The 26,313-nt window shown below is 56.9% G+C and carries 23 protein-coding genes and 1 pseudogene; 14 read left to right on the forward strand and 10 right to left on the reverse strand.

Going from position 1 to position 26,313, the window contains the following annotated elements:
* Positions 1-26: 26 nt before the first annotated feature.
* The 7 genes from ACMGGG_RS08140 to ACMGGG_RS08170 all read left to right on the forward strand — a co-directional run bounded on the left by ACMGGG_RS08140 (position 27) and on the right by ACMGGG_RS08170 (position 8,017).
* Positions 27-1,244: an MFS transporter gene (locus ACMGGG_RS08140; RefSeq protein ID WP_414155226.1), complete on the forward strand. Its 1,218-nt coding sequence runs from the start codon at positions 27-29 to the stop codon at positions 1,242-1,244.
* A gap of 101 nt (positions 1,245-1,345) precedes the next feature.
* Entirely contained in the window at positions 1,346-2,698 is a 1,353-nt protein-coding gene (locus ACMGGG_RS08145) for a carbohydrate porin (RefSeq protein WP_414155227.1), read from the forward strand.
* 27 nt (positions 2,699-2,725) lie between these two features.
* Positions 2,726-3,937, forward strand: coding sequence for a multidrug effflux MFS transporter (locus tag ACMGGG_RS08150; RefSeq protein ID WP_414155228.1), 1,212 nt, complete (start codon positions 2,726-2,728; stop codon positions 3,935-3,937).
* Between the two features lie 70 nt (positions 3,938-4,007).
* On the forward strand, positions 4,008-5,165 hold the full coding sequence (locus ACMGGG_RS08155; protein ID WP_414155229.1) for an alpha/beta hydrolase family protein: 1,158 nt from the start codon (positions 4,008-4,010) through the stop codon (positions 5,163-5,165).
* Positions 5,166-5,192: 27 nt separating this feature from the next.
* Positions 5,193-6,158: a VOC family protein gene (locus ACMGGG_RS08160; protein WP_414155230.1), complete on the forward strand. Its 966-nt coding sequence runs from the start codon at positions 5,193-5,195 to the stop codon at positions 6,156-6,158.
* Positions 6,158-7,144, forward strand: a complete 987-nt coding sequence (locus ACMGGG_RS08165; protein WP_414155231.1) for a fumarylacetoacetate hydrolase family protein — start codon at positions 6,158-6,160, stop codon at positions 7,142-7,144. Before ACMGGG_RS08160 ends, ACMGGG_RS08165 begins: the two co-directional genes overlap by 1 nt.
* Positions 7,145-7,216: 72 nt before the next feature.
* Positions 7,217-8,017: a cyclase family protein gene (locus ACMGGG_RS08170; RefSeq protein ID WP_414155794.1), complete on the forward strand. Its 801-nt coding sequence runs from the start codon at positions 7,217-7,219 to the stop codon at positions 8,015-8,017.
* 19 nt (positions 8,018-8,036) lie between these two features.
* On the opposite strand, the gene ACMGGG_RS08175 is transcribed toward ACMGGG_RS08170, so the two are convergent.
* From ACMGGG_RS08175 to ACMGGG_RS08195, 5 genes and pseudogenes are all read right to left on the reverse strand, one after another.
* The gene (locus ACMGGG_RS08175; RefSeq protein WP_414155232.1) at positions 8,037-8,675 is read right to left on the reverse strand and encodes a TetR/AcrR family transcriptional regulator; all 639 of its coding nucleotides are present in this window, start codon (positions 8,673-8,675) and stop codon (positions 8,037-8,039) included.
* Positions 8,676-8,911: 236 nt separating this feature from the next.
* Positions 8,912-9,193 (reverse strand): annotated as a pseudogene (locus ACMGGG_RS08180) (OprD family outer membrane porin); the annotation flags it as partial.
* 103 nt (positions 9,194-9,296) lie between these two features.
* A complete protein-coding gene (locus ACMGGG_RS08185; protein ID WP_414155233.1) occupies positions 9,297-10,613 on the reverse strand; it encodes an MFS transporter in 1,317 nt (438 codons plus the stop codon).
* A 189-nt stretch (positions 10,614-10,802) separates the two neighbouring features.
* On the reverse strand, positions 10,803-11,300 hold the full coding sequence (gene rraA, locus ACMGGG_RS08190; protein ID WP_414155234.1) for a ribonuclease E activity regulator RraA: 498 nt from the start codon (positions 11,298-11,300) through the stop codon (positions 10,803-10,805).
* A complete protein-coding gene (locus ACMGGG_RS08195; protein WP_414155235.1) occupies positions 11,297-13,261 on the reverse strand; it encodes an aconitase family protein in 1,965 nt (654 codons plus the stop codon). Before ACMGGG_RS08195 ends, rraA begins: the two co-directional genes overlap by 4 nt.
* 95 nt (positions 13,262-13,356) lie before the next feature.
* Between ACMGGG_RS08195 and ACMGGG_RS08200 the strand changes: the two genes are divergently transcribed.
* Positions 13,357-14,262, forward strand: coding sequence for a LysR substrate-binding domain-containing protein (locus ACMGGG_RS08200; protein WP_414155236.1), 906 nt, complete (start codon positions 13,357-13,359; stop codon positions 14,260-14,262).
* A 16-nt stretch (positions 14,263-14,278) separates the two neighbouring features.
* Here the strand turns inward: ACMGGG_RS08200 and ACMGGG_RS08205 are convergent, their stop codons facing one another.
* On the reverse strand, positions 14,279-15,190 hold the full coding sequence (locus ACMGGG_RS08205; protein ID WP_414155237.1) for a LysR family transcriptional regulator: 912 nt from the start codon (positions 15,188-15,190) through the stop codon (positions 14,279-14,281).
* A gap of 129 nt (positions 15,191-15,319) precedes the next feature.
* Here ACMGGG_RS08205 and ACMGGG_RS08210 point away from each other — a divergent pair, with 129 nt between their 5' ends.
* The 3 genes from ACMGGG_RS08210 to ACMGGG_RS08220 all read left to right on the forward strand — a co-directional run bounded on the left by ACMGGG_RS08210 (position 15,320) and on the right by ACMGGG_RS08220 (position 20,068).
* Entirely contained in the window at positions 15,320-18,859 is a 3,540-nt protein-coding gene (locus tag ACMGGG_RS08210; RefSeq protein WP_414155238.1) for an indolepyruvate ferredoxin oxidoreductase family protein, read from the forward strand.
* A gap of 82 nt (positions 18,860-18,941) precedes the next feature.
* Complete coding sequence (locus tag ACMGGG_RS08215; protein WP_414155239.1) at positions 18,942-19,613, forward strand: glutathione S-transferase family protein; 672 nt, start codon at positions 18,942-18,944, stop codon at positions 19,611-19,613.
* 245 nt (positions 19,614-19,858) lie between these two features.
* Positions 19,859-20,068 carry a hypothetical protein gene (locus ACMGGG_RS08220; protein ID WP_414155240.1) on the forward strand — a complete coding sequence of 70 codons (210 nt, stop codon included), beginning with the start codon at positions 19,859-19,861 and terminating at the stop codon, positions 20,066-20,068.
* Between the two features lie 57 nt (positions 20,069-20,125).
* Here the strand turns inward: ACMGGG_RS08220 and ACMGGG_RS08225 are convergent, their stop codons facing one another.
* A complete protein-coding gene (locus ACMGGG_RS08225; protein ID WP_414155795.1) occupies positions 20,126-21,637 on the reverse strand; it encodes an amino acid permease in 1,512 nt (503 codons plus the stop codon).
* A gap of 481 nt (positions 21,638-22,118) precedes the next feature.
* On the opposite strand from ACMGGG_RS08225, the gene ACMGGG_RS08230 reads away from it, so the two are divergent.
* Both ACMGGG_RS08230 and ACMGGG_RS08235 read left to right on the forward strand, forming a co-directional pair.
* Positions 22,119-23,126: a hypothetical protein gene (locus ACMGGG_RS08230; protein WP_414155241.1), complete on the forward strand. Its 1,008-nt coding sequence runs from the start codon at positions 22,119-22,121 to the stop codon at positions 23,124-23,126.
* A 168-nt stretch (positions 23,127-23,294) separates the two neighbouring features.
* Positions 23,295-23,660 carry a histone-like nucleoid-structuring protein, MvaT/MvaU family gene (locus ACMGGG_RS08235; RefSeq protein ID WP_414155242.1) on the forward strand — a complete coding sequence of 122 codons (366 nt, stop codon included), beginning with the start codon at positions 23,295-23,297 and terminating at the stop codon, positions 23,658-23,660.
* A 164-nt stretch (positions 23,661-23,824) separates the two neighbouring features.
* On the opposite strand, the gene ACMGGG_RS08240 is transcribed toward ACMGGG_RS08235, so the two are convergent.
* Together ACMGGG_RS08240 and ACMGGG_RS08245 are read right to left on the reverse strand one after the other, a co-directional pair.
* Complete coding sequence (locus tag ACMGGG_RS08240) at positions 23,825-24,226, reverse strand: helix-turn-helix domain-containing protein (RefSeq protein ID WP_023663144.1); 402 nt, start codon at positions 24,224-24,226, stop codon at positions 23,825-23,827.
* Between the two features lie 726 nt (positions 24,227-24,952).
* The gene (locus tag ACMGGG_RS08245; protein ID WP_196172863.1) at positions 24,953-25,147 is read right to left on the reverse strand and encodes a hypothetical protein; all 195 of its coding nucleotides are present in this window, start codon (positions 25,145-25,147) and stop codon (positions 24,953-24,955) included.
* A gap of 147 nt (positions 25,148-25,294) precedes the next feature.
* Here ACMGGG_RS08245 and ACMGGG_RS08250 point away from each other — a divergent pair, with 147 nt between their 5' ends.
* Positions 25,295-25,447, forward strand: coding sequence for a hypothetical protein (locus ACMGGG_RS08250; protein WP_409279943.1), 153 nt, complete (start codon positions 25,295-25,297; stop codon positions 25,445-25,447).
* Positions 25,448-25,634: 187 nt separating this feature from the next.
* Here the strand turns inward: ACMGGG_RS08250 and ACMGGG_RS08255 are convergent, their stop codons facing one another.
* Positions 25,635-26,312 carry a hypothetical protein gene (locus tag ACMGGG_RS08255; RefSeq protein WP_414155243.1) on the reverse strand — a complete coding sequence of 226 codons (678 nt, stop codon included), beginning with the start codon at positions 26,310-26,312 and terminating at the stop codon, positions 25,635-25,637.
* Position 26,313 lies beyond the last annotated feature (1 nt).

A 26,313-nucleotide genomic window follows, 5' to 3' on the forward strand; every position in this document is an offset into this window, starting at 1 on the left:
CCCCTAGAAAGGGGCTGGAGTAGATCATGTCCAATGCCACGTCCTCGGTAGGGGCCCTGCCTGCGCCGCGCAAGGCAGGAGCTGCACAAGCACTTATTCTGGTGTTCACCACTCAACTACCGATCATGGGATTGCTATCTCTGATTCCCATCATTCCGTTGCTGGCGCAGCAGTTTTCCACCCATCCTAGTGCGCACTTTCTGGTGCCCTTGCTGATTACCGCGCCGAGTGCCTGTATCGCTCTGCTTTCGCCATTGGCCGGCATTCTGGCCGACCGTTTCGGGCGCCGACGGTTGCTGCTGATTGCCGTGTTCTTTTACGGCGTATTCGGCTTCGCGCCGTACTTCATGGATGACCTAGTCAGTGTCGTAGCCTGCCGCTTTGTGCTGGGCGTTACCGAGGCGGTGATCATGACAGTTGCCAACACCCTCTTTGGTGATTTCTATGAGCCAGGACCACGTCGCAAATGGCTGGCAGTTCAGAGTGGGGTGGGCTCAGTTTCCGGTGCCGTGCTTATGTTCAGCGGTGGCCTGCTCGGCGAAATGGGTTGGCAAGGGCCCTTCCTGCTGTACCTGCTAGCTTTCCCGATTTTCCTTGGCTTGCTGTTCTGGACCTGGGAGCCTGGTCGTAAGCAGCAAGAAGCGAGCGAGCCGAGCGGTGAGCCTTTCCCGTTGGGCAGGATGGCCCTGGTGGTCGGGGTGACGCTGCTCGCAGCGACGCTGTATTACGTCGAGGTGCTGCAGATCAGCCAGATACTGCATGGCATCGGGCTGCACGACTCTTCCAAGCTTGGCCTGGCCAGCGGCTTGGCGAACATGGGGGTGCCGCTCGGCGCGCTGGTCTTCGCCTGGCTTTCCAAGCGTGACATTCGCCTGCAGCTGGCCACCGTATTTCTGCTATTCAGTGCCGGGCTAATAGGGCTGGGGCTGGCTGTCGAAGTGAACTTTGCCGTCTTTTCCGCTTTTATCGCCCAGGTTGGCTGCGGGTTACTTATTCCTGCTCTGATCAACTGGTGCCTGAGCGGCCTCAGCTTTGAGCACCGCGGCCGTGGTGTTGGCCTTTGGACGGCGGCCTTCTTCATTGGCCAGTTTGTAAGCCCCTTCCTGGTCACCTTGGTTGGCACGCCGGCCTGCGGCCTGGCGCCTGCGGTGTTGATCATGGGCTATGTCGCGCTGGTCGCGCTGGTCGTCACTGGCTTGCTAGCTATACGGCGCGCAACTGCTCGTCCCCCCCTTTTCAACTGAATAGTGGATACCAAATCTTCTACGCCTCGCAAGAGGCGTGGTAGGTGGGTGCGTCTCGATGAAACCTGTTCACCGATAAACAGCGTGATGGAACAATAAAAATGCAATCGATGAAAACAGTCTGGGCCCTGGTTGCCTTGAGTGCTGCCCCCCTGGCTTTTGCTGTCCCCCCAACAGCCGCGGATACGAATGCCGGCGTAGCCGCAGGCGCGCCACAAAGTGCCATGCCAGCTACCGCCAGCCATTGTGAGCGTTACCAGCGTTATGTGGTTAGAACCGAAGCAGTGCTTTCGCAGACTGCGCCTTGCGAAACCATCTCACCGGAGTTATTCGGTCTGCGCGCGGCGCTGGCGGATAACGGTTTCGGCTTCTCTGCTACTTTCAGTCCCAATTACCGCTACGATCTGCTTGGCAACAACTCCTCTACGCAGAGTTACAACGGGCAGAACCCGACGTATCGCCAGTCCACTGCGCTGAAGCTGACCTACGACCTAACCCGTCTGGGGTGGGGGGGCGATGCCCAGTTTGTTTTAGGGGCTAACTGGGAATCGGGTAGCTACCGAACGGGTAACCCGAACTTTCTGACCATGTCCAGCTTCGCCGTTAACCAGCGTTTCTACGACGGCCAGCTGGAGCTCCAGTACGGCTATTACAACCTGATCCGCGAATACTACGGCATGGTACTAGGGGGCAACTCGTCAGCGGCTGCGCTGGGCCCAGCCAGTGTCATCCCTGTTCAGGTGGGTATGTCGCTGTTCACACCAAGCCCTGCGGTGACCGTTACTGTCAAGGATCAGAGCAAACGCTGGTACAACCGCGCCACCGTGGCGCGTAGCGCCAGCCCGAATCGCTTCCAGTATGACCTCGACGAAAACCCTTCAGGCTTCGAGGTCAAGGTCAAAGGATCACGCGCTGTGCTGGTGGATGAGTTTGGCTACAAGGTCAACGCGGGCCAAGATCTGAAAGCGTTCTGGACTCGCGTTGGAGCTATCCATAACACCAGCAAGTACACCGACTACCGCAATGGCGGCATGACCAACAACAACTATGGTGCCTATGTGGCCGTCACCAAGCAGGTTACCCAGCCCAATGGCTCGGGCCCTCGCGGTTTGTATCTGGATGCGAAGGTTAACTACGCCCCGGAAGATCGCAACCTGTACAACAAGGATTTCCAACTGACGGCGTTCTATATCGGTCCCTTCGATAGCCGCCAGCGCGACATGGTGTCCCTGGGCTTCACCCGCAGCTATTTCAGCACCTATGTGCACAACAACATTGAGCGCAGTGGTGGCGATGCCGAGCGTACGTCTACGGCACTGTCCTTGTCGTACGCCGCGCGACTGACCCGAGGTATCTATTGGGTTAACGGTTTGACATATCAGGAGGGGCCGTCGTTCTCGCCAGCACTGGATGACGCTCTGATCTACCAGAGCGGTCTGAATTTCTCATTCTGATCTTGCTTACCAACGAGGAAGAGATGCATGAAGGTCCTATTCATCGTCCTGCTGGGCGGGTTATCCATACTCGGGCCATTGGGTATCGACATGTACCTTCCCGCCTTCGTGGCAATGAGCGCCGATCTTCAGGTATCGCCTCTTGTGATCCAGCAAACGTTGGGGCTTTACCTGACATGCCTGGCCATCATGATGCTCTTCTACGGCACGCTTTCAGATGTTTTTGGCCGTCGTGTGGTGCTGCTATGGGCGACTGCCATCTATGCCCTGGCGGCGCTGGGCGTAGCGCTAGCGGCAAGTCATGAAAGCCTGCTGGTGTGGCGTGCCTTACAGGGACTGAGTGCCGGTGCCGGAGGCGTCGTTGCCCGCGCCATGGTGCTGGATATGAACCAGGGCGTCGATTCTCGACAAGCCATGTCGCAACTGATCATGGTCTTCGCCTTGGCTCCGGCGCTTGCTCCCATTCTGGGAGGCTGGATACTGGAGTCATTTGGCTGGCGGGCTATCTTTTTTTTCCAGACCGCTTTTGCAGCGCTGTTGTTCGGTTGCTGTTATCGCTGTCTGATAGAAACCCTGGCGAGGGATTTGCGCCAGGCGCTGAGAGTGCGACCGCTGCTACTCTCCTATCGACGTATGAGCAGTGACATGGGGTTCCAGTTACCGGTGATCGCTGGTTCATTGGCCTTTCTGGTTTTTTCGCTCTACATCGGCGCCTCCGCCAGCTTCGTGATCGACATACTCGGCTTGCCAGTAACCGCGTTCGGCTGGCTGTTCGTGCCTTTGGTAGCTGGCATGGTGTTCGGTTCGGCTTTCGGTGGATGGTTAGCTCGGCGGCTATCCCGCGGCCGGCAATTGTACTTGGGCTACGCGATTCTTCTGACCGCCAGCTTTCTCAATGTCGGCTATTGGCTGGCCTTCGAGCCCCTTTTTCCTTGGGTGGTTGTGCCCTTGGGCTTGGCCACCGTCGGATTAGCGCTGCTGAACCCGTGCCTGATATTGATGGCGACCGAGCGCTATCAACAGCATCGTGGGCTTTCCAATTCGTTGCTGTCATTCGAGCAGACACTCGTATTCGCCGCCGTCACTTCCTGGCTGGCACCACTGCTGGCTGGTGACGGTCTGGTTCTGGCCTGTGCGGTGGCCATCGGCGCGCTGGCAAGTGGGTTATGCGCCTGGTACGCCGGGCAGCGCGTTGTGTCTGATCGTCACGAGGCGCTTGCGCCTATAGAAAAGAACTAGAATACTAGTTCCATAAAAATTGCTTTGCCGATTCTTCACATTTTGGGCTGCTGTAAAAGGACCTCAATCTATGTTTCGTTTCTTCCCTGACAACTACCCGTGGAATCTCGCGGTCGATCTGGCCATCGAAATGGGCGCGCGGATCGGTGAGATCCAGCAGATGTGCGCGCCGTTGCTGGAAGCCTCCAGCAAGCCCGACGCGGCTAGCGGGCAAGCGTTCCGCCAGAGCTGGTCGGACATGGCGGACAAGCTCTGCGAGCTCGCCGTTGAAGATGAGGCAGCCGGGCGCTTGCTGTCAGCCGGTGAAAAATACAACCGCGCGGCCATCTACTACATGACCTGCGAACGCCTGCAGGGCCATGGTGCACCGGGGCGCCTGGCGCTCTATCAGCGGTTTCAGGAGGTGTTCGCCCGTGGTATTGCCCTGACCGGGGAGAATTGCGAGCGGGTAGAAATTCCTTATGAGGGCGTGGTGCTCAGCGCGCTGTACGTGCGGGCTGAAGGCGTCAGCGGGCCTGCGCCCATTCTCGTGCAGGTCAACGGCCTGGATTCGAGCAAGGAACTCAAATACCGCGTCGGCCTGCCGCAGTGGCTGGCACGTCGAGGCGTTTCGTCACTGGTGGTCGATCAGCCTGGCACCGGAGAGGCCATACGCCTGCACGGCCTCAAGGCACGTTACGACGCCGAGCATTGGGCGCGCGTGATCGTCGATTACCTGGAAACCCGCGACGATGTCGATAATCAGTGTATCGGCATGGAGGGCGTTTCCCTGGGCGGCTACTACTGCCCGCGTGCGGTGGCATTCGAGCCGCGCTTCGCCTGTGGCGTGGTGTGGGGCGCCAACCACGATTGGCGTGACGTGCAGCGCCGCCGGCTGGAGCGCGAGGGCAATTTCCCGGTTCCTCATTACTGGGATCACGTGCGCTGGGTATGGGGCGGCGAGGACATCGACAGCTTTATGAAGATCGCTGAACAGGTGCATCTGGACGGCATCCTCGACCGCATTCGCGTGCCGTTTCTCGTCACCCACGGCGAAAAGGATTCGCAGATTCCCCTCAAGTGGGCTGAGCGCACCTATGAGCAGCTGGTCAATAGCCCCCGGCGTGAGCTGAAGATCTTCACCGAGCGTGAGGGCGGGGTTCAGCACTCGAGCTTCGACAACTCCATTAACGCCGGGCACTTCATCGCCGACTGGGTTGCCGAGGTACTCGGCGGGCGCACTGCCTGATTATTCGATAACAAGAGCGAGAACCACATGAATATCATCGGACCCGATTATCTGGTCTTTGGGGTCGACGACCTTGAGGCCTGCATTCAATACCTCACCGACTACGGCCTGAAGCCTGTGGACGTTGATGCTACCGGTGGCCGCTTCGAAGCGCTGGATGGCACTGGCGTGGTGCTGCGCAAGCGCGATGACGCCAAGTTGCCCGCGCCCATGGAAACCACTACTCAGCTGCGTGAAACCGTGTATGGCGTAGCTCATGAGCAGGACTTGAAAGACATTGCCGCCGAGCTGGAGAAAGACCGAACCGTGCAGTGGGGCAGCGATGGTGTGCTGCGCTGCGTGGACGACATGGGCTTTGCCCTGGGCTTCCAGATCAGCTGCCGACGCCAGATCAGCCTGGCGGCCGAAGCGATCAATGCGCCGGGTGATAAACCTCACAGGGCAGTCAATGATCTTGGCGTGTACAAGGACATGCCGGCGCTGCCGCGCAGCCTGTCTCACGTGGTTTATTTCGTTCCCGATCATGCGCGTGCCGAGGCCTTCTACACACGCCTGGGCTTCGTCTGCACCGATCGTTTCTCACACGTCGGCCCGTTCCTGCGGCCAGCCGGTACGCAGGATCACCACACCCTGTTCCTGATTCAGACACCGCCGTTTCTCAAGGGTATCGAGCACTTCACCTTCCATATGGGGGGGCCGACGGAAGTTATGGTGGCAGGAACGCGCCTCGTCGAAAAAGGTTATAGCTCATTCTGGGGGCCGGGCCGCCATCAGATGGGCTCCAACTGGTTCTGGTATTTCAACAGCCCGCTGGGCTGCCACGTGGAGTACGACGCCGACATGGACCTGCACGATGACCAGTGGCTCGCCCGTGAGTATCCGCCAGGCGCCGATAGCTCGCAGATATTCCTGTTCTCCCATGCGACCAAATGGGCGCCGGGCGGCCCACCTCCGGGCGCTGGCAATCCGGGCGGAACAACGGAGTTGCACTGATGAAGCTGGCAACGCTCAAGGACGGCAGCCGGGACGGACACCTAGTGGTGGTATCGCGGGATCTTACCCGTGCCATCTCGGCACTGCCGGTTGCCGAGACGCTGCAGCAACTCATCGAGCACTGGGATGAGCGGGCGCCAGCTCTGCAACGGCGCTACGAGGCCCTCGAACGCGGTGAGCTGGAAGAAACGTTCGCCTTCGATCCAGAGCACGCCATGGCACCCTTGCCGCGGGCCTACCAGTGGTGTGACGGCTCGGCATTTCTCAACCACGGCGAGTTGATGCAGCAGGCGTTCAACCTGCCGCCGATTGCCGATGTCGAGCAGATTCCACTGATGTATCAGGGCGGTTCCGATGACTTTCTCGGGCCGCGCGACCCCATCGAGCTCAAGGAGCCGAATCATGGTCTCGACTTCGAGGGCGAATTCGCGGTGTTGCTCGATGATGTCCCCATGGCCTGTACCGCCGATGAAGCCGCCGGACATATCAAGCTGCTCGTGCAACTCAACGACGTCAGCTTGAGGGCGCTTGCTCCCAGGGAGATGAAGACCGGGTTCGGCTTTCTGCAGGCCAAACCCTCGACCAGCTTTGCACCAGTCGCCATCACGCCTGACGAGCTGGGTGACCGCTGGCACGACGGCCGCGTAAATCTGCGCCTTCTCGTGCACTGGAACGGTGAGTGGTTCGGCCATCCGTGCGCCAGCCAGATGCATTTCAGCTTTCCGCAGCTGATTGCCCATGCGGCGCTGACACGGCGCTTAGGGGCCGGCACGCTCATCGGCTCCGGCACCGTCTCCAATCCGGGGGAACAGAGCGGATGTACCTGCATTTCCGAGCGCCGTGCCATGGATCAAATCGCGGGAAAAGCGCTGACCCGCTTCATGCAATGGGGCGATCGCATTCACATGAAGGCAATCGACCCATCCGGACAAGCGCCATTCGGCACCATCGACCAGCAGGTAGTCGCGCCCGGGCATCTCGCCTGATTGCGCTCGCAAAGCTATTGCATGCGGCCCTGCAAAGCGGCCGCCTGCCTTGAATTATGGAGCACCACCATGATGGATTTGAGCAAGTGCCGGATGATCGATATCTCCGTCACGCTGGACAACAACCCGCATACCGACCCACCGCCGCTGCTTCCTCGCATCGACTATATGGATCATCAACAGGGTTGGCCGGAAATGGCCAGCATGTTTCCTGGGTTGAACAAGGGTGACCTCCCGGGGGATGAGTCATGGGCGGCCGAGCGCTTGCAGATCACGACCCACAGCGGCACGCATATGGATGCGCCCTGGCATTATGCGTCCACCACTGACCACGCTCTGAAAACCGGAGCGCGCCCGGCTTTCGGTATCGACGAGCTGCCGCTTGAATGGTGCTTGCGTCCGGGTATCAAGCTGAACTTTCGCCACCTGCCCGACGGCCACGTGGTCACTGCAGAAGAGGTCGTGGCCGAGTTGGAGCGCATCGGGCATCGCTTGCAGCCATTAGATATCGTGCTTGTGAACACCCGGGCAGGGCAGCTGTTCGGTCAGCCCGGTTATCTGGACGCCGGCGTGGGCATCGGCCGTGAGGCCACGCTCTGCTTACTCGAGCAGGGCGTCAGGGTGGTGGGCACCGATGCCTGGAGCTGGGACGCGCCGTTCAGTCATACTCGGGCACGTTTTGCGCAAAGTGGAGATGCCTCGATAATCTGGGAAGGTCACAAGGCCGGACGAGATATCGGGTACGGGCAAATGGAGAAGCTCTCTAACCTAGAAAGCTTGCCTGACAAAGGGTTCTGGGTCAGTTGCTTTCCTTACAAAATCCGCGCAGCCTCCGCCGGTTTCGTAAGGGCTGTTGCGCTGCTGCCTCAGTAAGGCTGGGGCCTTTAAGGTATCAGGCGCGCGCCTGGCGCAGGAAGCCCAGGCACATCTGCCCAAGATCTGTCTTGAGGTATACCCAATTGCCTTCCCCTGCAGCTTCGGCAGCGGAGCCCAGGCCCAGAAAGCGAGCCAGCGTGGAGTAGACAATGACGAAACTCATGCCTACCGCACGCTCAGGTTCGGGATGGGTGATCTGATCCTTGTGTGCAAGCAGTATGTCGCAGAACGACTTCTCGGTTTTTAAGTGCGTGGCTTTGCCACAAGCGGCCACTCGCGGGTCGCTCGCTTTGGTCATGAACGGCTTTAGAATGCTGGCGTGTTTGCGCAGATGCTCGGCCAGGGCCTCGATTAGCACGGGCACGATTTGCTCAAGGGGCAGGTTGCGTTTCTTCAGCTTGGCGAGTTCGTCGAACCACTCGACCTCCATCTCCTTCATGACCTCGATCATCACCGCGAGGAAGAGCTCGTCCTTTCCTTTGAAACGCGCATATATCGAGCCTACTGATACCTTCGAGCGCTTGCTGATCCCTGCAATGGTGAGCTGCTCGAAAGTACCTTCCTGAAGAAATTCCCTCGTGGCAACCATCAGACGCTCAAGTGAAGCGCGACTGCGCTCTTGCTGAGGCGCGTTTGATTCAACGGAAATGGGCATCAGGACTCCAAAATTACTTAAGAACGGCTACTAATTCCTGATATTCTAGAACACTCGCTCCAGAAATACACGGCAGTTCAGTACAGGTAGTGACGGTGCTTGCTGAGCGTGGCGAGACTGGAAAGCAGTAGACATCGATCAGATGTAGAGCCAACAAGACAGTCACCCGACCCATCTCAGTCTTTCGGAATATCAGGCGTATTACAGCATGGGTTATCAGGTCATTCAGGATGAGGATCGGGACTTGAGTCGAGCGTGATACCCAGCATGGCAATCGCATCCAGACCGAACCCCACGGTCCCCTCTGTGTAGCCGCTCTGTGCTCGAAGAATGAAACCTTGGGCCCATTCTTCACGCTTGGATTGAGCAGAGCTGTCGCTGCGAAAGTCCCTGCTGAAGTAGAAATTTCTAGCCTCAAGCGTGGCCTTGCTATCGCTGAGGAATTCGGCTTGTGAACCTGCAGGAATGGCCAGCCCCAGAAGTAGTACGCAAAGCGTGCCAGAGCATGTTCTTGTCATTGTTATCTCCAGTTGCACTCACGGCATAGCTCAGCGCGCGGCGCATGGGCTCGCGTGCTGACCGTTCGGAAAAGTGATGGGTGCCTGGTCGGCACCCCATGGATCAAGCGATCTTTCGATCGTTCGGAATGCCCCAAAGGATTACGCCAACACAGATGAAGCAGAAGGGAGCTAAGGCCAGCATGCCCATGTAGGTATTGCCGGTGAGATCGTTGATGTAGCCGACCAGCAGTGGCGCGACCATGCCACTCAACTGCCCGATCGTGTTGATAGCCGCGATACCGCCGGCGATGGCCAGCCCAGCGAACGCTGTCTGTGGAATTGTCCAGAAGATGGGGATTGCGATGAAGACACCAGCTGTGGCGAGCACCAGGAAAGCGGTCAGCAAGTAGTAGTTGCCATTGAAGTAGCACGCCGCGAAGTAACCGATACCACCCACTAGCATGCATTGCCACAGATAACGCTTACGTTCGCCGCTTGCGTCCGAGCGTCGTGTAACGAAGATCATGCCGATGGCTGCGACAAGGTAGGGCAGAGCGGTGAGAAACCCAACCGCCATTTGGTTCTTCACTCCGGATGAGCCGATCAGATGCGGCATCCAGAAGTTCAGGCCGTAACCGGTCAGCTTCACCATGAAGTAGATCGCCGAAAGGATAGCCACCTCGCGGGTCAAGATGACCTTGAGCAACGAGGCCTGGATCGGTTTCGAGTCCTTCTTGTCGTTATCCAGATTGCGTTGGAGAAGCTCTTTTTCCGGCTGGGTAAGCCATTTTGCTGACTGGATATCGCGATCCAGCTTGAACAACACAATGACGCCCAACACCGCGCATGGCAGGCCCGACAATACGAACAACCAATGCCACCCCGCCAGTCCCAGGAAGCCGTTCATGTATTCCAGAATCACACCGGAAACGGGGGCACCCAAGACACCAGACAGCGGTATGGACAGGAACCAGATGCCGTTCATGCTGGCCAGGTTCTTTTTGGGGAACCAGCAGGCGAGGTAGAACAACAGTGCCGGGCCAAAACCGGCCTCCATCACGCCAATCAGAAAACGCAGGAAATACAAGGTGTACTCGTTGTAGGCAAATACCAGGCAGGCGGTTGCGAGCCCCCACGACACCATGATCCTGCAGATCCAGCTAGGTGCCCCATATTTCTTCAATCCATAGCTGCTTGGAACTTCGAACATCACGTAGCCGAAAAAGAAAATGCTCGCGGCGAAACCGTAGGCGGCATCGCTCAAGCCCAGCTCTGCCTGCATTTGGGTTTTCGCGAAGCTGATATTGATGCGATCAAAATATGAGAAGAGGAAGCAGACGATCGTCAGCGGCAAGATGCGCCACGCGATACGACGGTACAGTAGAAGTTCTTTTAAATCGGAGTCGACAGCAGTCGCATTGTGAGCCAAGGTCGCCATATTGCGTTCTCCATAATTGTATTTGTCGGAGATGCGGTGTGCTCATGGGCTCAGCCCATTAGCGTGTATCAGGTATCAGGTATCAGGTATCAGGTATCAGGTATCAGGTATCAGGTATCAGGTATCAGGTATCAGGTATCAGGTATCAGGTATCAGGTATCACGTTAAGCGGATGAGTCGTCGAAACGCTTAAGCAGCGCTCAATTCATGCTTGCTAATCAAGACGCCGTCTTCATCGGCATAAATCCAGTGGGCAGGTGTGACCGTCACCCCACCCAGCGTCAGCGGGATACCGACTGCGCCGCCAGTTTCATTCCTAGAGCGTACAGGCCAGCTCCCAGTCGCAAGCATACCGAGATCAATGGAGGCGAGAGCGCTGATATCACGGATATTCCCGCTCACCAGCACACCTGCCCAGTCGTTTGAACGTGCAAGAGATGCGAGGTTATCACCAAGCAATGCGCCGCGATGCCCTCCTGAATCGATCACCAGGACTTGCCCTTTACCCGGTTGCCTGAGCAGATCACGAAGCTCGCCGTTGCAGCCTCGGGCTTCAAGTGTCTGGATTCTTCCGGAGAAGGCGCGCAGCCGGCCAAACCACTGCCAGGCGCCTTCCATGACAGCAAGCTGCCCCGTTACGATCAGCTCGGCAAAGCGATCGCACAGGTCGGCGGTCGAGACGCTCATGCTACAGGCTCCTCTTCAAGCGCCATCTGCTGAAGCATCTGAAAGCTAGCAAGCTTACCTGCCAAAGCGCTTGCAGCAACCGTATATGGGCTGGCGAGCCATACTTGCCCCGGCCCGGAGCGACCGGGAAAATTACGGTTGATCGCACTTACCGTGACTTGTTCCGCGCGGGTCGAAGCACCTGGGCCACAGTTCGCGCAGGCACCGCAGCCTGGCATGATCAGCTCTACACCGGCTTCTTCAAATGTCTCTAGGTAGCCTTTTTCCTGGCAGTAGTCGCGTACGGCAAGCGTTCCAAATTGCAGATAAAGCTTGGTGTGCTCCGGGATTTTTAAGCCCCGACCGAGCCCCCAGGCGAGCACTTCATGGTAGTAGTCAAAGTCATTTCGTTTGCCTGCAGTGCAGGAGCCGCCGTAGGCGATGTCGACACAAACGTCGCGCTCAAGATCCGCAAGCGCTATGCCGTTGCCCGGGTCACCCGGTGCAGCTACAAGCGGAGTAAGGCTGGAGCAGTTGATTTGAATATGCTCCTTGTACAGCGCATCGGGATCGCTGAAGAGCCAGTCTTCCAGCTCAACTTCGACGCCTCTACGCTCACGGATGAAATCGACCGCCTTCTGATCCGGCATTACGATGCCTGTGAATCCGCCAAGCTCAGCCACCATGTTGGTGAGCGTCGCTCGTTCATCGATGGATAGCGCTGCGACCGCTTCGCCCGAGTACTCAAACACGGCACCGATAGCCTGTCCTTGGCGGATGGGCTCACTGCGTAGCAACTCAAGCACGATGTCCTTGGCTGTGACATCAGGCTTTAACTGCCCGGTCAGTTCCACCTTGATAACATCAGGCATGCGGCAGCGGATGAAGCCGGTCGCCCAGCTGTTGGCAATATCGGTTGCACCCGCACCAAAGGCGAGGCATCCGAGGGAACCAGAGTGCGGCGTGTGCGAGTCGGTACCCACGATCACCTGACCTGGCAGCGCGTACTGCTCTGTCAATAGTGCGTGGCAAATGCCCTCGGATCCGCTCTGGCCTGTGAGCGCCCCGTGGGCGCGTACTGGGTAACGGCGTACAAACTCATCATGAGCAGAAGCCAGGCTGCCGACGGCTGCGAGCAAGTTGTCGCGCACATGCGGGTAGCTCTGGTTGGCAAGGATCAGGTGATCCTGGAAGGCGATGATCTCATCAGGCCGCGCGAGTTCGAGATCCTGACCAAATGCGCCATGCATGAGATGCGCGCACATACCGGTAAAATAATCATGGCTGAAGCGCCAGTCGGCAGAGAGGAACACACCGTCGCCGCGAGCCAGGTCTCCTTGAGGCGCGACACGACGACGCTCAATAATCTTTTCAACCAAGGTCATCGGGCGACGGTTCGAGGGCAAGGTGTTGAAGACCTTAGAGGGTTGACGCGGCAGATGTTGCTTGCTGTATGGGAGTAGACCGCCAGCCCGGATCACATCCTGGGTGACCTCATCGCGTCCGGCCAGGAATTCTTCAAGGTCGATTTCCTCGCCTGCCCGAATCCGATCAATCAGCGAGAAGTCAGTGGAGGTATAGATTCCGATGTTGTCGCAGTTCTGGCGATATATGCGCTCAAAGCTCTCGGCGATGATCAGGCGGATGCCTGCAGACTTTTCAGCCAGAGGGCTGGATTCCCGAGACGAACCCTTGCCGTATCGCTTGCCAGCGACGGTGATTTCGAAACCTCCTTTTTTCACCGCGTCGTGACCTATCGGCAATTTCTCTTGCGTTTTGAATCCGACGTAGGGGTAGGTGCCCAGGCGTTCGTCATAGGTCATCATGATCACCACCGGGGTGATCTCGTCGGTGGAGATGTTGTCACGCAGCGGCAGGACGTCTTGAAGATTCTGGTCTTCACCCGCAATTTGGCGTTGCACTGCCTCGCTATCGCAGGATAAAAACAGGAATCGAGCAGCAAAACGGATTTTTGTTGTCATGGTTACCTCCTCAACGGAGCTCATGATAGGAAGCGATACCGCAGGCTGGCCGCGACAATTCTTCTACTCAGCCAAGAAAAAATTTCCGGTCACTCATGCATTCAACCTGGCGCTACGATCCAACCACCCTTCGACTGTTCATTGCCACCTGCGAGGAGGGTAGTTTTGCCCGTGCCGCAGAGCGGGAAAACGTGGTGCCCTCTGCTGTTGGCAAGCGGATCGCAGAGCTTGAGGAAGTGGTCGGCGCCCCTCTGCTCTATCGCCACAACAAGGGTGTCCAGCCCACGCCCGCTGGTATGTGCCTGCTTGCGCATGCACAGCGCTTGCTGACTGAAATCATGAAGATGAGCGCTGACCTCTCTCAGTACGCGGGAGGTCAGCGTGGGCACGTTCGTTTGCACGCCAATCGATCCAGCATCATTCAGTTCCTTCCTGATGACCTGAACCGCTTTCTAACTGCACATCCTGAAGTTGACATAGACTTGGAAGAACACACCAGTGAGGCAGCTCTCGAAGCTGTGCTCGGACACCAATGTGATCTGGGAGTTGGTGCGGGACTGGAGTCAGCAGCCCAGCTTGGGCTCGCTGTGCATGAGTATCGGCTGGATCAACTGGTACTGGTCGTACGGGAAGACCACCCGCTGGCCTGTCGCGAATGCATCTCGTTTGCTGAGAGTTTGACTTTCAAACAGATCGCCCTGCACCGCGATAGCCCGTTGTACAAGACCCTGGAGAACGCGGCGCGAGCAGCTGATGTGAACATCAATTACGGCGTCCACTTGCAAAGCTTCGATGCCGTCTGCCGAATGATCCAAGGCGGCCTGGGAATAGCCGTCCTGCCTGATCGAGCCATCTCCGTAAACCCCGATGGCCCGCCGCTTGTTCGTATTCCGCTCCAGGACGATTGGGCGCGCCGGCAATTCCACATCATCACCCAGCCAGACGAGCTTACCAGCGCGGCATGCAAGAGCTTCCTCGAGTATCTCAAAGGCGAGCGGTGAGGGCATGCATCGTCCACTAGATCACATTGGCAGAGATCAGAAACTGTTGGAACGCCCTCGCAACGGGGCTGAGTCCAGCGCTCGTTTGCCAGATCAACCCCAACTCCATGGCCGGGACGGCATCCGCGATCGGGCGCGCCTCGATTTTTCGCCCCTCCAGAGACCACGGTCGATAGATCATGTCCGAAAGGATTGTGACGCCGAAGCCATGGGCCACAAGCCCCCGGAGCGCTTCGATCGAAGAGGTGCGGAAAACGACCTTGGGCTCCATGTTGGCAGCACGCCAGTAACGCAGGGCTGATGCTTCTCCCTCATCGACGGTGCCCAGGATGTAGCCGTGCTGGGCAACATCTGCAAGCCGAATGGTGTCGTTCTCCATGAGCGGATGATCGCTGGAGAGCCACAATTGGCGTCGCGAACGCATCAGTACCTGCCTCTCAAAGGGTAACTCGGTATCGGCGTTCGAGAGGATCGTCAGGCCCATATCCAACGACCCCGCTGATACACCCTGTTCTATCGCAGGACGATCCATGTCGGTCAGGTCGATGTCGACTTGCGGGTAGCTTCGCTTGAAGCGCGCCAACAGCGTGGGTAAGAAGTAGCCGAGCACAGTGTAGGAGGCCCCGACTCGGACGCTCCCACTGAGTGAGTGGCTGAGAAACGCAGGTTGCGCCACGGCGTCTTGCAGGGTGTCCAGTATGTGTCGTGCATGCTGATAGAACTTGTGCCCTTCGGCGGTCAGCTGGACACCGTGGGGTAGGCGCTCGAATAGCTGAACACCCAGCAAGGTTTCCAGCTGGCTCACGGCGGTAGTGATCGCCGACTGCGAGACATGAACCTTCAATGCCGCCTGGGAGAACTGGCCATGCTCGGCGGCGGCTACCAGGTAGCGCAGCTGACGCATGGAGATGTCTGGTTTGGTAGCCATTAGCTTTTCAGATACCTCATCCCTGTTTTTATAATTTTACGATACACAGCTTGCTTCCTAGACTCCAGCGAACCCAAGCAACCCCTCCTCAATGCCGTTGCTTGAATAAAAATAACTGGAGGATTAGCCATGAGTACCCCTGTACCTTCGCTTGACGATAAGTACACCCAACAGACTGGCAACGTGTTGATGACTGGGATTCAGGCGCTGGTGCGCTTACCCATGATGCAGCGCCAGCGAGACTACGCGAGCGGTCTCAATACCGCAGGCTTCATCACGGGCTACCGTGGTTCACCGCTCGGAGGTTTCGACCAGGCTCTGTGGAAAGCCCGCGACCACCTCCAGTCTCAGCACATAAAATTCCATCCCGGGCTGAACGAAGATCTGGCTGCCACATCGGTGTGGGGCACGCAGCAGGTCAACATGTTCGAGGGTGCCAGCTACGACGGCGTATTCGGCATCTGGTATGGCAAAGGCCCAGGCGTTGATAGAACCGGGGATGTGTTCCGCCATGCGAATGCGGCGGGTACCTCTCGCTTCGGTGGTGTGCTCGCCATTGCTGGCGATGACCACGGCGCCAAGTCCTCTTCGTTGCCGCACCAGACCGAACACGTATTCAAAGCCGTGATGATGCCGGTGCTGGCGCCGTCCGGTGTCCAAGAATATCTCGACTACGGGCTGCATGGATTTGCAATGTCTCGGTATTCCGGATGCTGGGTGGCCATGAAGGCTGTGGCTGACACGGTCGAGAGCGGCGCCGTTGTGGACGTCTCGCTCGATCGAGTGAACCCGGTTATCCCTGACTTCAAACTCCCGCCAGACGGGCTCAATATCCGTTGGCCAGACCCTCCCTTGGCGCAGGAGAAGCGGTTGCTGGAGCACAAGCTCTATGCCGCCGTTGCCTATGCTCGGGCCAATGGACTGGACAAGGTGGTGATGGACTCGGCGGGGGCTCGCATTGGGATCGTCACTTCCGGAAAATCCTATCTGGATGTCTGCCAGGCATTGAAGATCCTGGGCATCGACGAGTCACGTGCAGCCCTGATCGGCCTCAGGATTTACAAGGTCGGTATGGTGTGGCCACTGGATGCGGAGGGCGTTCGGCACTTCGCCCAGGGTCTCGATGAGATTCTCGTGGTCGAGGAAAAACGCCATCTGCTTGAATACCAATTAAAAGAGGAGCTCTACAACTGGCGAGAAGACGTACGCCCGCGCATCGTTGGCAAGTTTGACGACAAAGGCGAGTGGGCTCGCCCACATACGGACTGGCTCTTACCCGCCACGGGTGAGCTATCTCCGGCGCACATCGCGCGCGCGCTCGCCAAGCGCATCCTTCAATACAAAAAGCTTGGAGAGCTGCAGGTCACGCTCGCCGTATTGGAGGCTCAATTGTCTGCACGCCATGGCCTGACTACGCGGGTGGATCGCGTACCGCACTATTGCTCCGGCTGTCCCCACAGCAGCTCGACCAAAGTGCCTGAAGGAAGCAGGGCGCTTGCCGGGATTGGATGCCATTACATGGCCGCGTGGATCTATCCGCAAACCAAGACTTTCAGTCAGATGGGGGGCGAGGGTGTGGCGTGGATCGGCCAGGCGCCGTTCACGGACACCAAGCACGTGTTCGCAAACATTGGTGATGGCACGTACTTCCATTCCGGCCTGCTAGCCATCCGTGCAGCCGTCGCGGCTCAAGTCCCGATCACCTACAAGATTCTGTACAACGACGCGGTGGCCATGACCGGGGGGCAGCCCGTTGACGGCGCGCTGACGGTGCCGCAGATCTCGCGTCAGCTTGCGGCGGAAGGCGTGCAGCGCATCATCGTCGTCACAGACGACATGAATCGCTATACGGAAGTCAATGACCTCGCGCCAGGCGTACCGGTACTGCCTCGACAAAAGATGGACGATGTGCAACGTGAGCTTCGAGAGTTTCCGGGCGTATCGGCCATCATCTATGACCAGACCTGTGCTGCCGAAAAGAGACGGCGCCGCAAGCGTGGAAAGTTTGCAGATCCCGCCCGACGCATCGTCATCAACGAAGCCGTCTGTGAGGGGTGTGGTGATTGCAGCAGCAAGTCCAACTGCATGTCGGTCGTAAATGTCGAGACCCCGTTGGGTAACAAGCGCCAGATAGATCAGTCCTCGTGCAACAAGGACTTCACGTGCCTAGAGGGCTTCTGCCCAAGCTTTGTCACCGTCGTGGGTGGAAAGCTCAAAAAGCCTGCAGCGCTCGCGCTGTCGGATAAAGATGATTGGCCACTACCCGAACCTTTGGTTAAGCCGGTCTCTCAGCCCTACAACATTCTGGTGACCGGGGTGGGCGGTACGGGGGTGGTAACGATTGGCGCAATTCTCGGCATGGCCGCCTACATCGAAGGTAAAGGGTTGCTGACGCTCGACATGGCGGGGCTCGCGCAGAAAGGCGGCGCTGTGTGGTCGCACATCCGCATTGGCGAAAACCAGGCAATGCTTCACGCACCTCGAATAGCCGAGGGCGAGGCCAGCCTGTTGCTGGGCTGTGACCTGGTGGTTAGCGCCAACGCTGAGACGTTGGCCAAGGTCAGCAAAGATGTCACGCACGCCCTGGTGAACCTACAGGAGAGCATTACCGGTGCGTTTGTAAGGCGATTCGCAGCGCAAGCTGAGACAGGTGATCTGGAGCAGTTTTCCGATCCTGAGTTCGGCAGCGACGACCTCATCGCACAGATTACAGAAGTGGTCGGGTCAACCCACTCGGCATTTGTCCAGGGCAGCGCCCTGGCAACATCACTTATCGGAGACTCAATCGCCACCAACATGTTCATGCTGGGCTATGCCTGCCAGCTCGGCTGGCTCCCTGTTTCTCATGACTCATTGATGCAAGCTGTTGAACTCAACGGTACGTCGGTGGAACTGAACAAGGCAGCATTTCTCTGGGGGCGCCGAGCGGCTTTCAACCTTTCGAAAGTTGAGGCGTTGGTGGCGCAGGGGCAGCCTAGACCCCAGCATGTTCATGCTGCCCTCACACTAGAAGAAACACTTGCCCATCGTACGGCTTACCTGACGGACTATCACGATGCCCGTTACGCTCAACAGTACCGCCAGCGTGTTGAGACCTTTGCCGAGCTTGAGCGAAACGTTTGCGGCTCGCCGGGTGCGCTTACTGAAGCCGTCGCACGTAACTATTTCAAGGTGCTGGCGATCAAGGACGAGTATGAGGTCGCGCGCCTGCACAGCGCACCTGAATTTCTGCAACGTATCAGCGGTGAGTTTGAAGGGGATGTCCAGCTTCGATTCCACCTGGCGCCGCCTGTATTTGGAAACGCCAAAAAGGTCGGGTTCGGCCCATGGATTCTGAAGGCATTCAAGCTCCTGGCCATGACGAGGCGAATCAGGAACACCTGGCTGGATCCCTTCGCGAGAACACATGAGCGCAAGACCGAGCTTTCGTGGCTTCACGATTATGAACGGGTGCTAGAAGTTGTGGCATCTGGGTTGGAAGCTCATAAGCTTCAGCTGGCGGTGAAGTTGTGTGAGCTGCCTGAGAGCGTCCGGGGCTATGGGAAAGTAAAGGAGCGGTATCTCGAAAACGCACGGTCAACTCTACGAAGCACGCTTTTGGACTGGGATCGTGTCTCCGCGACGCCGGTGGTGGTGGTAGAGCCCAAGATCGCTGTGAAGCAGCTTTAAGCAGCCAAGATATGCGACCCAGGCACGCGGGTTCATCAAAGTCCGCGCTGCTGGCCACCATCTACACGTAAAGGTATGCAGCATGATTGAGCTTTACCACTGCATGAGCGCACGTTCATTTAGGCCTTTGTGGGCGTTAGAGGCCCTTGGCGTGGAGTACAAACTGCACATGCTACCGTTTCCTCCACGCTATCTCGCCCGGGAGTTTTTGGAGATCAACCCGCTCGGCACCGTCCCGGCGCTCATCACCGAGCAGCGTACCTTGATGACCGAGTCAGCCGCCATTTGCGAGTATCTGGCGCAGGCGTACGGGCCCAGCACATTAGTGGTAAGACCCGATGAAAAGGATTTTGCCAGCTACCTCAACTGGCTTCACCACGGGGAGGCGACGTTGACCTTCCCGCAGACGATTGTTCTGCGGTACGGCAGATTCGAGCCTGCCGAGCGCCGGCTCGAGCAGGCTGTCCGGGACTACAGCAGGTGGTTTTTATCCCGGCTGCGCGCAGTGGAGGCTAGCCTGGCAGACAAGGTATATCTCTGCGGGAACCGGTTCACCATGGCCGACATTTCCGTGGGATATGCCCTGATGCTCGCTGAGTTCATAGGCCTAGACCGCGATTTCTCTCAACCTGTGAATGATTATTGGGATCGGCTTCGCACCGAGTTTTCTTTCCGAAAGGCGTGGAGCGTTCAGGAGGAGACGGCGAAACAACAAGGTGTCCCCACTACACATGCGCCACTGGTAGCTCCTTAAGCGCATAGCTTGTTATTAGTCACAACGTAGTGCCGGCCTCGATTGTGGTAACGAGGCATAATCAGCTTCGAAGAAGCAGCTTCTATTGTTTGGCTGAGGGGTGACCCAGGTGCAGTATTTGCGTCAGGTCGCCTACCTTAGCGATCCTGATCGGGCGGCTGCGCTCAGATTTTACCTCCGGGAGAGAGTCCGAAACCGGTATTGAAGAAGCTCAGCTAATCGCATACAACTTGTGGATTACCATCATGGCGAAAGATCCCAACAGCGTTCCGCCTCCTGATCATTTAATGTACTCGGACGCTGTAGAGGCTATGAAACGTTATCACCAGGCGCAAACCGAAGGCATCACCGGGGCGGAGCTCGAGCGTTTACGACTGCTGGCTGAACATCAGTTTCAGGCCGTTACTGACTATCAGCTTCGAGTCCTTGGCGGCCCAGCGAAGCCCAACCATTAGCGATGCTATACGCCATAGCGTTTGGTTCCCCCAGCCAAGGTTGCAACGTCTCGCTCTTCAAAGCGTAATCCATCCACTAGCGAGTCCATATACAGCAACCATACTTCCTAACACAGTTGCCAAAAATATGAGGCGCTCAGCCCCGTTGAATGATGGTAAGCCCTGTTCACGCCTGGCCAGTATGTAGAGCAAGGTGCCCGGCGCGTAAATCACCGCAGACAGCAGTAGGTACTTTAGTCCTCCCGCATACAGCATGAGCATTGCATAGGCCGTCGCAAAGACGGCAATCGCTAGATCTTTCGTGCGACCGCCTTCAGCCAGCAAATAGGTTTCCCCGGTTTTCGCGAGTTTGAGCGCATACGCTGCCACCAAGAGGTAGGGAATCAGTGTCAATGAACTAGTCAGTTCCAGTGCCAAGGTAAACGCGTATTCGGTAAATAGCGTCAGAATCAGAAAAATCTGCACCAAGAGTGTCGTCAACCAGAGCGCGGCTGCTGGTACTTTATGGGGATTTTCGCGGCTCAGGAACTTAGGCATCGCCTTATCATGGGCTGCGGAGAAGAGCACCTCCGCTGCCAGCAAAGTCCAGGAAAGGTAGGCACCTAAAACCGAGACAAGCAAACCGATGCTAATAAAGATTGCCCCCCAACGTCCCACAATCGCCTCCAAAACTCCCGCCATCGAGGGTTGGCGCAATTCGGCAAGGTCGGCGCGAAGCATCACCCCATAACTCAGCAAGGTAATCAGCATTAGAAGGCACAGAACGCCCAAAAATCCCAATACTGTCGCCACGCCGACATCTCGGCGATTTGCCGCGTAGCGTGAGTAGATGCTCGCGCCTTCGATGCCCAGGAACACGAATACAGTGACCAACATCGTCGCGCGCACCTGATCAAACAATGAGCCGTCGGCATTGCCAGCTTGCGCGGCTTCGACCGCAGCATGGCCGACGCGGCCATAGTCGTCAGCATGCGCCAGATCGGCCGATGTTGCGGGGATGGCGTTGCCCCAGAAGTTCATCATGAACAGATTGCGGTCAAAAGCCACAATCAGCACCCCGACGAAAACCACGATGGGGATGATCTTGGCGATGGTAGCAATCGTGTTGATCACTGTAGCCTGCTGCACACCCTGAAGGACGAGGAAGTGAAAAATCCACAGCAACACGGACGAGGCAGCGATAGCGGCAAGCGTATTACCGTCGCCGAAGACTGGAAAGAAGCTGCCCAGTGTGGACTTGATCAAAATGAAGTAAGAAACGTTTCCGATGCATGTGCCTGCCCAGAAGCCAAAGGCAGAGACAAAGCCAAGGTAATTGCCGAAGCCAGCACTTGCGTAGGCATAGATGCCGGAGTCAAGCTCGGGTTTGCGACGTGCGAGGTTCTGAAATACGAACGCCAGCATGAGCATGCCAACGCCAGCGATTGCCCAGGCGATTATTGCGCCCAAGCCGCCAGAGGCTCTAGCAAATGTCGCAGGTAGAGAGAAAATTCCCGCTCCTATCATGGAACCTACGACCAGCGCCGTCAGCGCTATGGCATTGAGCTTTCCTTCCGTACTCGCGCTCATCATGCTCATCCTTGACGTGGGACTCGCTGATTAAAGACGATCCTTGCTGAATGATCCAACCAATGGCAGCTCATGGCCGATTGCTGCTGTCCATCACCGGCAGCTTCGGGTCGTAGGCTGCCGCTCACCATTTACCGCTTCCTACCCTAAGCTCCCACTACGGGAGCGATGGTCACGCTCAATTCCCAAAGCCTGAGGGCGTGGACGAAGACCGTGAGATCCCCGCCTCGTGAGCTTCACTGGAACCCATCTCTCAGATTGATAGATGATCAGGCCACATGCTGGATCAGGGCTCGATGTGTTGTGTCTCGAAGTAGCACGCCAGCTCGTCTTTGGCCTTCCTCCTTCGCCTGAATAACCTGCAGTCCCGTGGAGGAATCATATTCGCTAGGGACGAAGCGGGATCAAATGATGCATCCAGTTCAAGCTGTGATAGCGGCTATGTTAATGTGCCATCACGCAACCAGGAAGGAACATTGTGATGGGTTGGAAAGGGACAGTTCGATCTCTGCAAGCGTCTGCGAGGCGAGCAGAGCGTAATGCGCATCGCCGCCAACGTGAGCTGGAGAAGCGCCAGAAAGAGTTCGCGAAAATGGAGGCCCTGGAACAGGCGGCCTATGAAGTCGAGGTGTATGAGAACCACATTGATATCCTGCTCTCGATGCATAAGGAATGCGCTGAGCCAGTCAAATGGAAGAAGATTCTGTCCAAGCCTGAGCCGAGGCCGCCTGTGAAAAGCGGAGCCCTTGAACAGGCCGCCATGCAGGCCTCGGCGACCTACCGTCCAAGCTTTTGGGCAAAGCTATTCAAATTGGAAAGCCGTCAGCGTGCGGCGCTCATCGCGAAAATCGGCGCTGCCGCAACTGAAGATGAGCGGCTGTTTCAGGCGCAGTTCGAAGAGTGGAAGACTCAGCACTCCGATTGGTCGGAGGAGCGGGACATTGCCCTGCGGATTCTAGATGGCGATCGCCAGGCAAAGCTCGACGCTATCGAGGCGTTCGAGTCGTTCGAGGAAATTTCGCACCTCGGCTCATCCATACAGATGATCGTTCATGAGGGAGGCGTGCTGGAAGCAAAGCTGGCTATTCACGGCTCGCACGTCATTCCCACCGAGATCAAATCGCTGCTCAAAGGCGGAAAACTGTCGACCAAGGCGATGCCAACAGGTCGCTTCAACGAACTCCACCAGGATTACGTGTGCAGTTGCGCACTGCGGGTAGGCCGCGAGCTGCTGGCCATTCTGCCGGACGACCTGGTCATTGTTACGGCGATGGATAACGTGCTGAACAGCTCTACCGGGCACATGGAAGATCAGCCTATCCTCAGCGTTGCATTCTCCCGTGCCACTGTCGAAGGTCTTAACCTCGAAGCCATCGACCCTTCAGATGCGATGAAAAACTTTGTTCACAATATGAGCTTTAAAAAAGGTGCTGGATTCTCGGCGGTAACATCCTTGGACGCGCAGCGCTTCGCTCAGGTAGGTGTATGACGTAGCATGGGCCTAATTAGTGAGATGGATATAGATTCCTTATGTTGCGGCTGAGCCTGCAAGTGCTGTTGTGGTGAACTAACTACGCGTTGCAGCATCAAATTCATTGGGCCCAGCTCCACATTTGGGTTAACCTGTAGCCACTTTTAAAACACCTGAGGATTACATATGTCTCGTTTGGCAGAATTCAGAAAGCTTGAGCAAACCCTGGCCGCGCAGCTCGCTGAGCTCGAAGCGATGAAGGGCAGCACCGAGCTGAAAAAAGAAATCGAATTCGAAGAAAAGCTTCGTGATTTGCTGAACAAGTACGGCTTCAGCCTGCGAGATATCATCAACATTTTGGATCCCCAAGCTGGGCGTCGTAGCGCCCCGGTTGTGGCAGAAAAATCGCCGCGTCGTGCACGCCAAGTTAAGCAGTACAAGAACCCGCATAACGGCGAGATTATTGAGACCAAGGGCGGCAACCACAAGCTGCTCAAGGAATGGAAAGCCCAGTACGGTGCCGATGAGGTTGAAGGCTGGGTAGCCAAATAAGATTGAGGCCTGCCATCGAAAGCCCCTTGAGGCGGGGGCTTTTGGGCCAGGTTATGGTTTGTTGCCTGGCGAGTTATACCATGCATGTACTGACGCACGGTGCTGTAGCGGATCTGGTCATGCTTTTTGGTGTTGCGTCGGGCCTAGTTTCCGTAACTGGGCTCCTACTCTAAAAATTGCAGCTCTGACTGACTTGATTGCACTGCAGAGAGCCGCTTTCGTGAAACGGTCGATGCCGGTGGCGCAATTATCCCGCGCATTTCGTACTCCAGGCCGGTGATTCCACCGTCCCGTTCGAGACCTTCCATCTCCGCTCTGAGCGTCTTGATCAAGTCACTTACAGACAGGCCTGAATCTGCACTCAGGGTCAGAGTTAACAGCGACAGTGGGCTAAGATCTAGGCGCTGACTGATCTGTTCGAGCTTATCGAGTGTAGGGCTAGCTCGTCCCCCCTCGAGTTTGGATAGAAACGTGCGACTAGCGGTGTCGCCAAATTCCCTTTGCGAGATGTTCCGCTTAGCCCTGAGGGCACGTAGCACAGTAGAGAACGACGTTCTAAGTGTCATGCGATGCTCCTAAGTGCTCGATCGTTTCGCGCATCCAGTTGTGCCCCCTTACACTCACACTGAGGTGTTTCCAGCCTGTCATCCGCCCGGTAGTAAGCTCTGCGGCAGTCTATCACGGTGCTTTCGGTATCAACGGCGTTGACGACTCAGATCTTTTTACTAGCGGCACATTAGGCCCACACACCCGTCGAGAAGCTGTTGATGCATACAGTATAGGCCATTTCCCTAGAAGGAGAACATTTGTACTCCTGTTATGTCGTCGGGTCTTCGGGGTCTGATCACGACCTGCTTGACGACGACCGCTTCGCTTTCTTCGCCGGAGAACGACTCTAGGGGCATCGATACTTTTTGCCCAAACAAGAAATGGCGCAGATGCGCGCGGAGCTCATAGAGCCGGGAGAAAAATCGCCTCGCTGGTGCTGATTTGGTCTGACTTCAAGGGCGAGCTAAGGCCGGCTATTGGCGTCCGTTGTCACGGGACAGGCCCAAAATTACTCAGACTCGAGGTGAGCTCTCAGCGCTTCTGCCAAGGTGAGGAGGGCATCCTCCAAACGACGGTCTTCCCGGGCGTCGCTCGATTGAGGGATGAATTGCTCGCAATGGCGGAGCAGGGCCTCGGCGTCATTTGTGTTCAAATCAAAAGCGATCATGTCGTGTTCTCTGCGTGTCGAAGGGCGCTATGATGCGTTGTGGGGTCACCTGAGTCGTTCTCAGGGGGCGGGGCGATCAGGAGTCATCTGGATCAGCTTCCGGGATTTTGGCTGCTTGAAGTTTTGTAGCATGGCGCTTGAGCTTACCCGCTACTTCAAATGCCTTGTCGGCGGGATCTGGCGCCATGGTCACATAGTCGCTCTGTGCGAGCTCCAAAAACGCCTGCTCTACGGCTTTCTCTTTGGGGTTGCGGTCGATGAACGATTTCAAGAGGCTTCGAGTCCTGCGCTGATATAACGCGTATTATGCATGCAGGGTGACATCGCGAGGTGGCCGCGGTACGGAGCAGCGGAGCGACCTCGGGTCGGTGTTGGGTCTCTAGGGGTTCAGGTTTTGATGCACGGAGGACTCAGGCGAGTGAACAAGCACATGTTCTCGATTTTGGAGCCGGGCAACCCGCTGATGACCCAGGCATTGGATGCGATGAGGCGCTACTACGAGGCTCAGGCTGCGAAGGCTTCTGAGGTCGAGCTTGAACGTCTGCGCCTGGAGGCTGAGAGCCTCTTTTAGGCGGTCTCTGAGTTCCAGCAGCGAGTGATGGGGCGGCGCGACGACACCCTTCCGTTTCAGCTGTCGATATGCACCAGTCAGGGGAGCTCATCGCCGCTGTCCACTTGGGGGCTAAGTCTAAGCAGTGGGTAAAGCTTGAATGCGGAGATGGTCGCGCAGATAAGATAGAGGTCTTCATAGTTAAAGGTCATGGCTGTATAGGGTGGTCACGGGCGATGTCGCTAATTTTATCAATCTCATCTTGACAGATCACCAGGCCTGAATAGCTATAGAGGCCTGGGACTGGACGCTCCTCTGTCGGCTCGCTGATAACTTTGAAGACTCCTCGCGCATTCTCTCTCATATTCTTGTAGGCAGTCAGAAGCAAGCCAATTCGTGAGTTAGCCTTCTCTAATAGCGTTTGGTATTCGCTATCGACTACCGTCCCAGAGGGCCTACCAGTGTCCATTGCTTGAATCTTTTCCTTCAGAAGATTGGATTGTGCATGGAGACTGGCGATTTTGAGTTTTAGATCCTCTACGTCTTCTTGATGTTCCATCTGCGCGAGTTCACGCGTTTCGTTGAAGCGATGTTCAACGATTTTACGATACTCCGAATTTCTCATTATCGTTGTATAGCTAAGCGGTTTAACAATCTTACGGTGAAATGGCGAAGACGACTCAAGGGCCTTCGCTGTTCGGATTTCGGAAACTATCGCACTGATTGACTTGCAATAGTCTGTCAGATTACCGAATCGTGAGGCATCCACCGTGCTCACTGCTTGGCTGATCAGCCGTTCGTTGTGAGCAGAACGCTTCGCGATATAATCGCTAAAGGTTGATGGTTTTTCGACGTGATTGTTGTCATTCTTCTGCGTCTTTCTCATA

This window comes from Pseudomonas sp. BNK-44-b (assembly GCF_047456245.1).
In the GTDB taxonomy this organism is placed as follows: domain Bacteria; phylum Pseudomonadota; class Gammaproteobacteria; order Pseudomonadales; family Pseudomonadaceae; genus Aquipseudomonas; species Aquipseudomonas machongensis.